Origin of the sequence: Pseudobutyrivibrio ruminis HUN009 (assembly GCF_000703005.1) — a bacterium.
Classification (GTDB): Bacteria; Bacillota; Clostridia; order Lachnospirales; family Lachnospiraceae; genus Pseudobutyrivibrio; species Pseudobutyrivibrio ruminis_A.
On record NZ_JNLH01000001.1, the window covers coordinates 577,847 to 592,656 of the forward strand.

Below are 14,810 nucleotides of genomic sequence, written 5' to 3' on the forward strand. Positions count from 1 at the left end.
AACATGTTTTACCCTTATATTCTTTATAACTTCCATCTCTCACCAAATCTTAGAAATCAAAATAAATAAATTTTGCCGAATTAAACGTTATTCCATATTCACCATACACTAGAACATATAGAATCAAAAATGCTATAACGAGTACTCTGAACACATAATTTTGTTCCAGAATAAAAGCATCAACTGTTCTGTCTTTGTATTTTCTCAGGCAATCAGCAGCCACAAGTAACAACAGTGCAAAAATTATAATACCAGTTTCTCGCCTATCTAATCCATAATTAAACAAAGACTCATCAAATATTACCCATGGATTCCATCTTGTAAAAATATTAAGAAGGTATTTTAAAGCTTCTTTTACAGATGACGCTTTGAAAAAGACCAACGAAACAATATGTAACCCAAAAGTTCCTAACACTCGACCCAAATGATAGCTAAATGCATCTGTATTTAAACTAAGCCGCTCGTTAATTGCTTTGCGATATGGCTTTGTAAAATCCCCAACAATTTGATATATGGCATGTAATCCTCCCCAAATTACATAAGTCCAATTGGCTCCATGCCACAATCCACTCACCACAAATGTAATGGCAATATTGCGATATTTATACAATTTTCCTTTTCGATTACCACCTAATGGAATATAAAGATAATCCTTAAACCAGCCGCTTAATGATATGTGCCATCTTCTCCACAGCTCTGATATACTTTCCGATAAATATGGAGCACTAAAGTTTTCCATAAGTTCAAATCCCATCACCCGAGCTGCGCCTATAGCAATGTTCGAATAGCCTCCAAAATCACAATAAATTTGAAAAGCAAAAGCAACAACGCCAAGCAATCCATCAAATGTTCCAACTCTATATGTATCAGCAAAAACACTATCTACAAATATCGCCAATCTATCAGCAATAACCATTTTCTGAAACATTCCCCATGCCATGAGAATTAATCCTGACACGAACTTTTCATATGTAAACATCTTTTCTTTAGTAACTTGCTGAACTTGAATTAACAGATTACCTGATCTTTCAATTGGACCAGCAACAAGTTGTGGAAAAAAAGATACAAACAGAGCATACCTTAAGAAATTTGATTCTGGTTCAATATCTCCTCTATATACGTCCATAGTGTAACTAAGAGCCTGAAAAGTATAAAAAGATATTCCTACAGGTAGTACAAACGAGAATGGATTACTAACAGTTATATTGAAACCATGAAATAGATAATTAATATTATCAATCAAAAAATCAAAATACTTAAAGAAACCTAGCACTGCTAGGTTTGACATAAAGCTCAAAGCTACTACTATTTTCTTTTGTGCTATAGTTTTCCCTTTGCCTATTAAAATTCCACTTAGATATGTGACTGTTGTCGAAAATAGTATTAATACAGCGTATTTAGCATTCCAAGACATATAAAAATAATAGCTTGCAATTAAAAGCCATACACATCTTAATTTTCTTGGAATAATATAATACAAAAAAACAACAATAGGAAAAAAGATAATAAATTCTATTGAATTGAATAACATTTAATTTATACTCCTCTTTTTCCTATCGATATTCTGATTCAGTAATGAAAGTCTTTTTAACATCCGCAAATACGGTATCCAAGATTCGCTTTGTGTTCTGGCTACGCTCAGGGTTATCCTGGTGGCCATCAAGTGAATTGTCCACGAAATTGAGCTTGCCATTCTTGCGACCATCGAAGCCTGCGAAGCTAAGCTCTTTTACGCCAAGCTTAACTAGAAGGTTGATAAGCATCAATGTGGAATCATCATTGTATTCGTCGTTGAAATATACAAGCTCGTTGTATGCTATTGCTGCATCGTAGTTTTCGATGTCACGCATAAGGTTTGATGTGATAACAAGCTTGCTATCGCCCTTTTTATCCTTGATGCTATCGTAGCGCTTTGTGTTTGTAAGGAAGATGATATCAGCACCTGCCTCTGGCACAAAATTGACTGCGATAGTACATGTGTCGGCTGTCTTTGCTGCTGCGATCTTGTCAGCAGATGTCTTAAGGCTCTCGCCTGGAGCCATAACAAGGATGTTTTTGTAGCCAGCAAGGATATCTGAAAGGTTCTTTAAATCTGCCTTGTCATCGTATTTAACATCCATATACTCCATATAGAGCTTGTCGATGTATTCTTCGTTGAAGGTCTCTGCCTCGGAAGGGTCCACCTGTGAAAGGATACGCTGGATATCCTTTGTCTTGAGACGCTTTTTGTTGATCAAATGCTCTGCATATGTACGGTGCAAGTAGTACTTTGCAGAAAGGGCGTATGGAATTGCATAGCCCCATGGCTCGCGAGCCTTGATTGGTGCGATGTAATCGTCGATTGCATCATAGATAGGCTCAAGGGCGTAGCTTGTACCGTACTGCTCGTTCATATAGTCTGCAATCTGCTCGATGCAAAGGTTGCCAGGCACACGGCCCATTCCAAGAAGTGAACCATCGATAACGATGTTTCGTGTTGGGTTGGCAATCTGCGCTACGTGCTGAGCTAGGTTGTATGCCAAACCAAGATTCTCGTGCAAATGAACACCGATAGTGATATCTGGAAGAAGGTTGTTCTCTACCAAATAGTATCTGTGTGAAAGGTCGTTAACACGCATTACACCGAAGGTATCTACGATTGAGAAACCGTATGGGTGAAGCTCGTTAACCTTCTCGAGAACCTCGATATATTCCTTGTCTGAATAAACGTTGTTGTTTACTGGGTTGATGAAGACCTTGTATCCCTTGTCCATAAGGATACGGGCTGTCTTTAGACCCCAGTCGAGACGCCATCTCTTGAATGAAAGACGGATGTATTCGATAGTGCCGTCGCATGGCTCCAAGTGTTCCAAATCGATGAAATCTGCCATAAGTGAGAAATGAGAATGACCTCTATCCTCTGGCAAAATTCTTTTAACATCCTCGATTGTGTAGTAACGAGCTGTATCTTTATCATTGACGCTGTCCCAAAGGAAGCCAACCTCGATGATATCTACACCAGCCTCTACAAGACTCTTAATTGTATTTTTAATAACTGACTCGCCAAATTTACCCTGAACGATGTGGCCACCGTCACGAAGAGTACAGTCTAATAATCTAATGTGCTGTTCCATAAAAAACCTTACTTTCTTACTTTAACTTTCCCTTTGACTTAAGGAATGTGTATACTGCATCTGCCAACTCGAAATCATCAGCATTATCAATATCTACACACTCTGCTGCATCGCACTCAACGATGTATGGGTTGAGACCACATCTAGCGTGAGTCTCTGCGAAGCACTCCTTTGTGAATACGTATGGAGATGGATTCTCTGTGTAGAATGCTTCCATATCCTGTGTACGTGGTGGATTGCTTAAGTCAAAATTGAATGGCTTGCCATCCTTCCAGAAGAATGTCTGGTGCTTCTGTCCTGCAAATGCAGATGATGCCTTGCCTGCCTGCACTGCCTCGATACACTCTTTGATGTGCTCTGTAGTTGTGAAAGGAGCTGTTGCATGGCAAAGAATGTAAACATCAGCCTCTACTGTCTTTACAAACTCCTCGTAAATTGCACGGCCCTTGCAGAACTTGTCATCAAGGAATGTAGGACGCTCAAGGAATTCTACTCCCTCTGGCAAATACTCTTTGATGGCTGGGTTGCTGCAATAGCAGTAAACTTCATCTATGCAATCACCCTTGAGGGCTGCAAGCTTTTCAGTGATGACACGCACAAGGGGTGTGCCGTCGCTAAAACACTTTGTGTTCTTGCCTGGTAATCTTTCATTATTCATCTTAATAGGTACAAACGCTACTGTTTTCATTTTATATACCTCTCTATGTAGTTACTTATGTTGTTAAACGCATTTGGCTCAAACATGCCGTTAGGATCCACTTTACCGGCGCGGCCTGTTTTGATGAGGTCCACAACCTGCTCTGCTGTATCAACCAGCGGTACATTCTTTTCTTTTATAAAATACTCCATATTTACGGCGGTGTCACCATAGTTTAAGAGGATGGTGTCACAACCGAAGCCAATGCCCTCCCAAACTGAGGCTGTGCGAGTGCTGACAACCACGCTTGACGAAGCAAGGTATTTGAAGATGTGATTTTCATTGTTGTCAATCACATCGAGTTTGTCGTTTACAAGCCAAGGATAACGCTTTTTGTAGTAGCCAAACTCCAGTGGATGGAGCTTGTAGATGATGTGATATTCATCACCAATCATATCTGCTACTGCTGCTGCCACCTTGCTGATTTGCTCGCCCTCTGCAAGGGTGGAAATGAAGCAGATGGTTTTGTCATCCTTTGGATTTTCCGCCTGGTAGTGGGCTCTCTGCTTTTCGAAGAATGGGAAGCCAACTGTAATCATATTTACATTGTCAGGCAGGTGTACAATTGGAAGCTGGGTCTCGCTGTAGATGAGCTCATCATCCGGAAGCTCAGTGAGATGATCCTCTGGATTGTACTGCATTGGTGTGTGAGTAGGAAATGCGAAGCCATGGCTATATTCCGCAGTATGAATCCCTCTCTCGTGCCCAAGAATACTCATAGCGTAGCTTTCCATTGCGTAATAGCAGATTTCGATGATAAGCTTTGGATTAGCCTTATCCAAAATCTTGCCACAATATTTCTTAGTGATATCGATGTAGTACATTCTATCAACGATATCAGGAATAAGCTTTGCTCTTAAATCTGGACCAAACTCTGTTTTGATTGCATCAAGGATTGGGCCAATTTTTTCTGTGACTGCAGCTGTGCGTCGCTGTCTAACTTTAGTGTTGAATTTCTTTGAAAGCTTTACTGCAAGGTTGGTCTGGAATGCCACCCTATCAGTAAAATAGACATTGTCCATGCCGTTAGGTGTGCAATGTCCATGATTTTCAGGATGCTCTAGAATTACGCTGTTGTACTTCTTTGCTATCTCATCGCAGTAGATGTCCTCATAGATGCCAGTGTCGGCATTCTTGGTACGACGACCATTTCCGATGAAAAGCACATCCACATTTTTATATGTAAAAGGCTTTAATGCATTGATTGCCATTTTGATTAGCTCTGATTTGGTGAAGCCCTGAGCATCACCCTCAGTACGACCTACTGTCTCGGCCTTGATGGCATTATGGATTTCATATCTATATAAAGCCCATACATGCATGCCTTCAATTTCTATTTGATTACATTTATGCTCCCTCTCAAAGGCGAGGAAGTTTTCTATTGTTGGTTCTTTCATTTAATGCTACTCTTTCATACTTCTCATTCTAAGGTCGCTGTGATTAGTTACCACAGTGTAATCTGGTATATCCTTAGCAATAATTGAGTAAGCGCCTATCATACAATATTTTCCAATATGTACACCTGGCAAAACCATTACTCCGTAGCCAAGCATAGTTCCTTCACCAATAGAAATTGGCTTGGTAGTGATATCCTGCTTGAGATACGGAACACCAGTAGGCTCATGGCCATGGGTAACATCATTTATCATGCAATAAGGACCTATACCTACATTGTTCCCTATTTCTACCGAACTAGCGCACGAAATCTGAACACCCTGACCAATTTCAACGCCATTTCCAATCGTCACCTTTGGACTAAATGACTGCTCATTATAACGTTCCACACACTCAAGACGCATGCCTTTGAGTATGTAGCTATAGTCTCCGATGCTAACATGCTTGCCATTAAGTACTAAAAGTGGCTTAAACATAACAGTATGCTTGCCCACTCTTTCGAACTTATGGTAGCGAATAACATACAGCCATATATATCTAATTGATTTAAGGATATTCTTAATAAATGACATATTATCTCTCTTCTTTATCGTATGTGCGCTCGCTAATAATGTAGCGTGGTCTATGCTTTGTCTCCATGTAGGTTTTTCCAACATACTCTCCGATTACACCAAGAGAAATAAGCTGAATTCCACCAAGGAAGCAAACAGCGACCATAATGCTTGACCAACCAGCATTTGTGTTTCCAAGGAAATGCTGAACAATTGAATAAATCAAAAGAATAAGACTAATAAATGCAACGAACACACCGAAGCCTGTAATCATGCGGATAGGTTTAACGCTCAAGCTAGTAATACCATCAAATGCAAGGGAAAGCATCTTTGAAAGTGGGTAGTGGCTTTCACCAGCGATACGCTCATTTCTTGCGTAGTATACGCTAGTACTCTTGAAACCAACAAGTGGGAACATTCCACGAAGGAAAAGATTTACCTCCTTGAAGTTTGCAAACTCGTTGAGGACGCGGCTTGAAACCAATCTGTAATCAGCATGATTGAAGACAACCTCTGCACCCATACCATTTAGAAGCTTGTAGAAGCTTTCAGCTGTAAAACGCTTAAAGAATGTGTCTGTAGCACGGCTGTTACGAACACCGTAGACAATTTCGCATCCATCTAAATATGCATCTACCATTTCGTTCATTGCGTTGATATCATCCTGGCCATCGCAATCGATAGAGATAGTGATATCACAAAGCTCCTTTGCTTCCATAAGGCCCGCAAGAACTGCGTTCTGGTGACCACGGTTACGGCTCTGTGTGATGCCAACGAAGTGCTCGTCCTGCTTTGCAAGATCTTTGATGATTTCCCATGTAGTGTCCTTTGAACCATCGTTTACGAACATTACACGTGACTTATCATCGATTTTGTCTGCTGATACAAGCTCCTTGATCTTATCGAGGAACATAGGGGCCGTGATAGGAAGAACTTTCTCCTCGTTGTAGCATGGAATTACTATGTATAAAATTGGTTTCATAAATATTCTCCTTAATATAAAGCCATAATTTGATCTATCTTCGAGCTATCACCCCACACCGCCTTGGAATCGTATGGACGATCTGGGAATGTGCCATAAGCAAGGCTGATAGAGAATCCATTGTCTTCGATGAATTTCTCAACACGATCTGCAAGCTTCATTGGCTTGCCTGTGCAACACTCGATAATGCCTAACACTTCATCCTGCATAGCTGCCTTAGCAACCTGCTCGCAGAATAAATCGTAGTCTGTGAAATCGTACTGATTCTGACCTGTTGTGAATGGGAATGTGGTGTCGCCTGCCTCTGCTGCAGCTGTAAGCTTAGAGAAAATGCTGCATCCCTTGTGAGCGTTACCAACTATATAGTAGCCTCTGAGCCACTGAAGCTTTACGCCTGCCTCCTTGCAGAGGAGCATAGTAGCCTGGCGAAGAGCATTCTTTGAAATACCATAAAGTGACTGTGGTGCACATGGTGTGTCTGCCTTGATGCAGCCTTCCATAAAGCCGATCTCATGCATTGTACCCATGACGCACATCTTTCTGATGCCAGCGCGGCACATCTTTGCGATGAAATCATAGTGATGTGGCAAATCGTTCATATGGTTTTCTGAAGCGTGACGGAAGCCATCGCGCCAAGCCAAGTGAATTACAACATCTGGCTTTTCAAAATAGCCATATGGGTCCTCAAGTGTGAAGAGATCCGCATCTATACGCTTCGCGCGTGGGTCAACGTCGTCTGTGTGGAAATCCGTAGCAACGACCTCTGCTCCAAGATCCAGCATAGTCTTCACAACTCCCTGGCCTATATATCCATTTGCACCTGTAATTAAATACTTCATAAATTCTCCAATCCTAATCCGCCAGTTTCTACTGGCTCATCTAAATACTAAACAAATTATCAATCCAAGAATGGATACTATATCTCCGACGGACGGTCTCGTTCTCCGCGTATGGCTTGTCTAGCCATTCCGCATCCGGAAGGACGAAAGCCGAGTAATCGCCGGAAGCTTCTGCAGCATCGCACTTGCCTGGTAAATTCTCCATGACTAAATCATTGTCTTCATTATAGAACTCATAGTCACGTAAATAAATGTTGTTTGTTACCAACTTTCGCTTGATTCCAAGGGTTTCCATTGTACGCATTGTCAATCCCTGCTGCTTTTCGTGAGCAAGGTCGATGACAGCCTTGGAATGCTTTACCATATCGCGGATGATATCTGGGCTGAATGGCTCGAAGCTTACAATATCCATATCAAGATTCTTTACAAGCTTAGGGTCCTTCAGCTTTTTGCCGCGATATACGCTTGGATTTAAATAAAGCTTAAGGCAAAGATTTTTGTCTTTGTTGGCTTCCTTGAATGCCTTGAAATATCTGTATCGGAATGGGAAGAATGCAGATACGCTGACATAATCGTACTTGTATTCCTGCACCTCATCCATATTGTTTGCGTCGAATTCATCTGAATAGAAAAGTGGAAGAAGCTTATAATCCATATCAGAATTAGCTGCATCTACCGAATCGAATGTGCCTCTCCAATCGAAGAGTCGACCAAGCTCGCCTTTGTGGCGCATATTTTCGAAAGAATCCCATGAATAATAGATGGATTTTCCGTTAGCCTTTAAAGCGTGGAGCTTTAGCTCGTGTATGGTCAATTCGTTTAGAACGTTACCGCGGATAACTAGCATATAATCGTATCCGCCAGCTGGCATCTCTGCCAAAATCTGATTGGTAAGCTTTTTATTGAACCTATCAAAGATGTTTGGCTTATGGAAAATGCTCTCAATATTTTTCATAATCAAGAACTTTGTCTTTTCAGGCTCCTCATCATAAAAATGAGGATTGGCACCACGGGCCACCAAGTCCTTCTTTATCTCATTCTGATAAGTATAGAACTTTGGCATGATAATAAGAATGTTCTTGGATTTTAAGTCTACTTTGTAATCAAACTCTGTGTTCATCATAATCTTGCAATAGTTTCCTCTGCTTCCTTACGGATGATTTCTGGATTGAAGACCTTACGGAAACGATAGTATTCCACTGGTCTGCCGCCATACTCGCGGAAGCTGTGATTTATCTGCTTTACAACGCTGCCTTCGAAGTCGAACTTAAGGCCAAGGTCGTGGGCCTTTTCGATTGATTTGTGGACAAGTGCGTCGTATGTCTGTAATCTTGAATGCTCTGGAATTGGGCCGCCTGCATCAAGATAGAGGCTTTCCTCATCCCAAACTAAAAAGCTAAGTGAAAGAACTTCGTCATTCTCACCAAGTGCTGCGAAAACTTCACCTGCATTATGAGCATAAGCTGCTTCGTATATACGATGCCACTGCTCTCTTGAAAATGGAACTGGCAAATCCTGGCGAGCGAAAATCTTTTCATGCTCGGTGTAGAATGTATCTGCATCGATAGTGCCGAAGTGGTGAACGTTTTTCTCACCCTTGCGGATCATGTTTTTGTATTTGCTGCTAATGTTTTTATCAACCTGTTCCATATCAGATGTATCCTCGATAACATAAGTGTAGCGAGGTATTACGCTATATCTGTGCCAGAAAAATGGAAGGAAGTTCTGATACTTATACTGGAACTGCTGCTCGTAAATATCAAGGCCCATGCTTTCGATAAACTCGATGGCAGCGTCGCAGATTTCTTCCTCATAGCTGGCGCGCTTTGCCAATGACTGTGGGTCCTTTGGATAGCTGACAATCAAGCCATTAGTCTGTGTAAGAGGTGGCTTGGTGATACGCTTTATTCCGTTTTTCTGTTCAAGATAATATGGCATAGCAGCCCAAATGCGGCCGCCCTTTTCATAGAGCCATACATCCCAATTCTCAGGGCCAACTACCGCATCAAGCCACCATGGCTTTGAATAGATGCACACATAATTGTCCTGGCAAAATTTTTCAAACTGTTCTTTATTACTCATTTTATCCTCTTTAGCTTTTAAGCTGTGTAGATTCTTCTTGCGATTACTTCGTAATCAAACTGAAGCTTTGCAAATGCAAATGACTTGGCCTTTGTCTGCTCCAAAAGCATCGGTGTTTCAGTGATGCTCTTGAATACGCTTACCATGTCGTCAACTGTTTCAACGAAGAAATAATTCTCTCCGTTGCAATCGCTGTATGTAGCATCCTTGTAGGTTTCATGTGGATATGTCATGTTGGCACATCCGCAGCACATGGCAGTCTCGAATGTGGATGACTGGCCGCCTGGCTGGCAGTACAAATCAACGCCTGCAAGGAACTCCTCGATTTCTTTATTGACCTTCCAACCCATGAAGCGGATACGATTATCAGACTCCAAAAGAGGGCGAAGGGTAGATTCCATATCCTCTGGGATGGAACCGAATACAAATAGGGCAAGGCGTGGATCCTGTACCTGTGAAAAAGCCTGTAAAAGCTCTGCTGTACGCTTGCCTGCTGAAAGCTTTCCTGAGTGAGCCATGATGATTGCATCCTGAGGAAGGCTGTATTTGTTGATGATGTTCTGGCGAGCTTCGCGCTGCTGCTCAGTAGAATAAATGATTCCACCGATAGCCATGAACTCCATCTTGCTATCTGGTATGCCGTAGATATCCTTGAGCCAGTCACGCATCTGAACCCCCAGATAAAGAATCTTATCTACCTGTGGCAACGCCTTGTGAACAAAATGGCCATGGATGAATTTGTAGAATGCCTTGCTGAGTGGTGTCATGGCTGAGTTTGTGTAATCCTCGTGGCTATCCATGAAAAACAGGCATTCTGGGTGATGCTTGCAATAATCTGCCACATCCATCATTTCGAATCCGCACACACCATGATAAAGGATAGTGTCTGGCTGGATTTCATTAAGATATTTTTTGAGCTTGCGGCACTTTTGGATTTTCTCAGTCCAAAGGTCGCTATTGAAAACTCTGTCGTATTCAAGTCTGATAAGACGGGCGCCATTATCAAGGATTCTATCCTCCTCTGACCCCTTCACAAGCTTGCTGCCCTCGTAATGATAGACATCGGTGATGATTGTAACATCATGGCCATCCTTACGATTCATGGCTATAAGCATATTTTCTTGATACAACATGCCTTCTGTAAAATGAGAAGGCATTCCTATATGTAAAACTTTCATTTATTGTAAATCTCCAAATAATTACGGTACATTACCGCATTGTCATAATTTGCCACCGCGTAATTGCGGATTTCCTCGGCAGTAAGGCCACGGCCAAGCTGTGTGCTGATGGCTTTCTGCAGTGCTTCTAAAGTGGCAGCATATTTCACATCTGCATCGCCAGCAATATCTACACGGACGAAGGTGCCGTAAGGCTCAGGTGCGGTTTCCTTTGTACCGCACTCATCCAATCCTACAACGGGCGTGCCGCAGCACAATGCCTCGATGCATGTGGTTGGGAAGTTTTCCGCCTTCGAGCATATTATAAACAAATCTGCCTCAGAATACCAACGAGCAAGCTCGTCCTGGTCTTTTGTGCGGGCGATAAGCTGCACATTTGCAGAGTGGCGCTTTGTTTCATCTGCCCCCACAAGCACGAAGTGTGTGTCAGGCATTGTTTCTGCTAAATCAATCACCATCTGGCCGCCCTTTCGCACATCCATGATGTTTGGTGCAACTGCAAGGATGAGCCTAGCATCAGCCGGAATGCCAAACTGGCTGCGGATAGCGTCGTCCTTTGGTCTTGGATAGAAAATCCCGTCGGTGTCGATTCCGTTATGTATAACCTGAATGTTTTGCCAATACAGGTATGTTTCCTTTGTTTTGTCTGCCAGCCACTTGGAAGGTGTGACGATTGCTTTAAGATTCAGGCCATCCATGGCAGCCTTTTTCTCAGCAAGGAGCTGAGCTGTTTTGTCGATTGCCAGTGAGCTTACGTATTGACGAAGATATGGGCAGTTGCCGCATCCGCTTTTATAACCCTGGCACTCATATGCGAAGCCGCATTTACCTGTGTACATGTATTCGCAGTGGAATGTCCACACTACAGGAATCTGCTGCTCCTTCAAAAACTCCAGCAACTCTGTGATATTTACAAAGTATGCGTGAAGCTCGTGTATATGAATCAAATCCGGCTGAAAATCCTTTATGTACTGGATAAGATTTGCTGTGGACTTTGGTGAGTAGCAGCCGTTTTTGCCAGTGATTCTAGCAAGCAGGGCATGCTTTTTTGTCTCCCAGTCCAGGCCGAATTTGTAAATGCCTGGTTCATCTATGACATCTCCACGGCCGTAGGCGATGCGAGCCTCGTGGCCATCTGCATTCAGACGGCGGTATAAGTCATACACTATCTTGCCTGTGGAGCTGTATTTGCAGTTAACATCTAATAGTAAAATTTTCATGGTTTCGTCCTTGATTTACTCAGAGTAGATTCCTGCATCAGTCAATTCTTCCTCTGTTGGAGCTGTGATGAGGACTGCCTTGAGGCGGCCGTAATATACGAACATGCTACCGCCTGCTGCTGCGTGAGCATGACCATTTTCGATAACATCCTTTAAATCTGAGATGCCACCGGCACCGCCACAGGCTGTAACAGGAATATCTACGGCGTTAACCACCTGATTTACAAGGTCGATATCATACCCCTGCATCACGCCATCGCGGTCGATTGAGTTAAGGAAGATTTCGCCAGCGCCAAGCTCCTCCGCATGCTTTGCAAGCTCTACTGGGCTCATGTCGATGACCTTTGTGCCATCACAGATGACGCATTTATACTGGCCGTTTACCACTTTTGCATCGATGGAAGCAACCACCGACTGAGAACCTGCAAGTGCAACTGCGTCCTTAACAAGCTGCTCGTCCTCAATAAGGCTTGTGTTTAAAACAACCTTTTCATAGCCGATTGCAAGAAGCTTTCTAACCTGATCTAAAGTCTTGATTCCGCCGCCATATGAAAGTGGCATGAATGCTTCCGATGCCATATCTGTAAGAAGCTCGAAGTCTGGCTCCAACCCCTTTTTGCTGGCTGAAATGTCAAGCACCGCCATCTCGTCGATACCCTTACGATTGAAAATTTTCAGCGCATTGACTGGGTCTCCAAGGTATGTTGGCTTTTTGAAGTTTATTGTCTTTATCAAATCCCTATCATCAATAAGAAGAACTGGGATGATTCTTGGTCTATTAAACATAATTTTATCCTTTGGCTATCACTAACATTTTCTTACGAAATTTTCTAATAGTCTCATTCCGAAGTCGTGGCTCTTTTCCGGATGGAACTGGACGCCGTACACATTGCCTTTGTTTACTGCGCAGGCGAATTCATATCCGTAGTCGCATGTCATCATCACATCTTCATCGTTTTTGCAAACAGCATGATATGTGTGGACGAAGTAATATCTCTGGCGACCTTCTATTCCATCTAAAAGTGGCACGTTCTTTTTGAACTCCACGATGTCCCATCCCATGTGAGGAACCTTTAGGTTCATTTCTGCAGGGATGTCGAAGCGCTTGCAGCTGAAATCTATGAGACCAAGGCCAGGGAGCTGGCCTTCCTCGGAGCCATTTCCAAGGAGCTGCATGCCAAGGCAGATACCAAGAATTGGCTTGCCGTTTCTTGCCTCTTCTTTAATTAAATCTACAAGGCCTGTTTCGTTAAGCTTTCCCATGCCGGCATCGAATGCGCCAACGCCTGGCAAGATAATTTTATCTGCTGCCTTAATTTTCTCTGGGTCTGCAGTGATGACGCTTTTCTCGCCTATTACTTTAAGCATGTTGGCAATGCTACCTAAGTTGCCCAGGCCATAATTTATAATTGCTACCATAAAATCTCCTATCTATTGCTGTTCAAGGCCAAACCTCATTCGCATTTTGCTTCGCAAAATACTCATGTCGTTTTGGTCCTGCAATGCAGGATGATACTCGTAAAATGTATTCCTCTTTCTTGCAAGCAAGATTCGGCATACATTGTTACAAGTCTCACCTTGACCAGTCCTTTAGAATCGCATATTTCTCTTCTCTATTCCCAACAATTGACAGATACGAACGCCGAGACGAATCATCCACATAGAGTTTTTGTAGTCGTCTGGGGTGTGGGCTGGGGAGTTGATGATTTCATCGAATTCCTCAGTTGAAATGCCAAGCTTCTTTGCGATGTATTCCTTATCCTGCTCCATCTGGTCTGTGTCGTATGGGTTGGTCTTAAGCTTTTCAAGAGCCTCCTCACGAGTCATTGTGCCAGCTAAAATCTGAGTTGAGAATACATTCTTTCTGGTGTCGAATCCAAATTTGTATGGAAGGTAATATCCCTCAAAGAATCTGGTAAATACGTTTTCATAATGCTTGTTTTCGTATTTAGTCCAGCCATATTTCTCGTGTAAGAATTCCTCGGCCTTTGCCTTGTCGTAAACTACGTAATCAAGTGGATAGAAACGCTTCATTCCGTAGACATATTTGTAAAGCAAACGATACTTGAGAATGCCACAGGTTGGGTATGTCTTCAGTGGACGCTTGCCGAATTTCTTATGAATATCCTTGTACATACGAAGGTCGTTCATGTAAATCCACTCTACTGGTGGGCGAACGAACTCAGTACTGTTGTTTGAGCCAGTAAGCACCCATTTGATGCCGTGTTTTACGGCGTAGTTGTAAAGAGATGCGAAGATTGCATGATCCTGAGGAGCATCGCAGCTACTGATTCCTGACTTAAACATAGAAAGCTGGAAGTCGCTCATCTCCTTCCAGTTAATAACGTCTGTGTACATATCAAGGTCCATACCCTTGACGATTTTTTCAATATTTTCAACAGCTACGTTCAGGTTCCATCCCGTATCTACAACATAGATAAGTGGACGAAGGTGCATAACTTCCTTTGCGATATATGCAAGGTATGAACTATCTGCACCGCCGGACATACCAAGGATACAATCGTAATCCTTGCCCTCTCCGTCTTTACGAATCTGAGCTGCTACCTTTTCAAGCTCCTCCCTGTTTTCCTTGTTTGGATTCCAGTATGGCTTGATATTTTTCTCGAAGTTGCGACAGTGGTCGCAGACACCCTGCTCGTCGAATTCAATCATGGAGTCAGTTGTGTCCATAACACACTGTGTGCAACGCTGATATTCTCTCTTAATTTTAGGAATGTAAATTGCCATAAATA

The 14,810-nt window shown here is 42.5% G+C and carries 14 protein-coding genes; all 14 read right to left on the minus strand.

From position 1 onward, the window contains the following. Positions 1–49: 49 nt before the first annotated feature. Positions 50–1,531 carry an MBOAT family O-acyltransferase gene (locus BO15_RS0102575; RefSeq protein ID WP_033152070.1) on the minus strand — a complete coding sequence of 494 codons (1,482 nt, stop codon included), beginning with the start codon at positions 1,529–1,531 and terminating at the stop codon, positions 50–52. A 22-nt stretch (positions 1,532–1,553) separates the two neighbouring features. Beyond that, positions 1,554–3,113 carry an aldolase catalytic domain-containing protein gene (locus tag BO15_RS0102580; RefSeq protein ID WP_033152071.1) on the minus strand — a complete coding sequence of 520 codons (1,560 nt, stop codon included), beginning with the start codon at positions 3,111–3,113 and terminating at the stop codon, positions 1,554–1,556. 16 nt (positions 3,114–3,129) lie between these two features. Continuing rightward, a complete protein-coding gene (locus tag BO15_RS0102585) occupies positions 3,130–3,801 on the minus strand; it encodes a cytidylyltransferase domain-containing protein (RefSeq protein ID WP_033152072.1) in 672 nt (223 codons plus the stop codon). Continuing rightward, positions 3,798–5,207 (minus strand): hypothetical protein, encoded by a 1,410-nt coding sequence (locus tag BO15_RS0102590; RefSeq protein ID WP_033152074.1) that lies wholly within the window; start codon positions 5,205–5,207, stop codon positions 3,798–3,800. Before BO15_RS0102590 ends, BO15_RS0102585 begins: the two co-directional genes overlap by 4 nt. Before the next feature lie 6 nt (positions 5,208–5,213). After that, positions 5,214–5,777, minus strand: a complete 564-nt coding sequence (locus BO15_RS0102595; RefSeq protein ID WP_052169732.1) for an acyltransferase — start codon at positions 5,775–5,777, stop codon at positions 5,214–5,216. Position 5,778: 1 nt separating this feature from the next. Next, positions 5,779–6,738: a glycosyltransferase family 2 protein gene (locus BO15_RS0102600; protein WP_033152076.1), complete on the minus strand. Its 960-nt coding sequence runs from the start codon at positions 6,736–6,738 to the stop codon at positions 5,779–5,781. A gap of 11 nt (positions 6,739–6,749) precedes the next feature. Further along, the gene (locus BO15_RS0102605; protein WP_033152077.1) at positions 6,750–7,577 is read right to left on the minus strand and encodes an NAD-dependent epimerase/dehydratase family protein; all 828 of its coding nucleotides are present in this window, start codon (positions 7,575–7,577) and stop codon (positions 6,750–6,752) included. Positions 7,578–7,617: 40 nt separating this feature from the next. After that, a complete protein-coding gene (locus BO15_RS0102610) occupies positions 7,618–8,700 on the minus strand; it encodes a hypothetical protein (protein WP_033152079.1) in 1,083 nt (360 codons plus the stop codon). Next, positions 8,697–9,659 carry a GNAT family N-acetyltransferase gene (locus BO15_RS0102615; RefSeq protein WP_033152086.1) on the minus strand — a complete coding sequence of 321 codons (963 nt, stop codon included), beginning with the start codon at positions 9,657–9,659 and terminating at the stop codon, positions 8,697–8,699. The genes BO15_RS0102610 and BO15_RS0102615 overlap by 4 nt, the downstream gene beginning before the upstream one ends. Positions 9,660–9,676: 17 nt before the next feature. Continuing rightward, the gene (locus BO15_RS0102620) at positions 9,677–10,837 is read right to left on the minus strand and encodes a glycosyltransferase (protein ID WP_033152088.1); all 1,161 of its coding nucleotides are present in this window, start codon (positions 10,835–10,837) and stop codon (positions 9,677–9,679) included. Beyond that, on the minus strand, positions 10,834–12,057 hold the full coding sequence (locus BO15_RS0102625) for a glycosyltransferase (protein WP_033152091.1): 1,224 nt from the start codon (positions 12,055–12,057) through the stop codon (positions 10,834–10,836). The genes BO15_RS0102620 and BO15_RS0102625 overlap by 4 nt, the downstream gene beginning before the upstream one ends. A gap of 15 nt (positions 12,058–12,072) precedes the next feature. After that, positions 12,073–12,843 carry an AglZ/HisF2 family acetamidino modification protein gene (locus BO15_RS0102630; protein ID WP_033152120.1) on the minus strand — a complete coding sequence of 257 codons (771 nt, stop codon included), beginning with the start codon at positions 12,841–12,843 and terminating at the stop codon, positions 12,073–12,075. Between the two features lie 21 nt (positions 12,844–12,864). Next, complete coding sequence (hisH, locus tag BO15_RS0102635) at positions 12,865–13,476, minus strand: imidazole glycerol phosphate synthase subunit HisH (RefSeq protein WP_033152121.1); 612 nt, start codon at positions 13,474–13,476, stop codon at positions 12,865–12,867. A gap of 171 nt (positions 13,477–13,647) precedes the next feature. After that, positions 13,648–14,805 carry an N-acetyl sugar amidotransferase gene (locus BO15_RS0102640; RefSeq protein WP_033152122.1) on the minus strand — a complete coding sequence of 386 codons (1,158 nt, stop codon included), beginning with the start codon at positions 14,803–14,805 and terminating at the stop codon, positions 13,648–13,650. Positions 14,806–14,810: the final 5 nt, after the last annotated feature.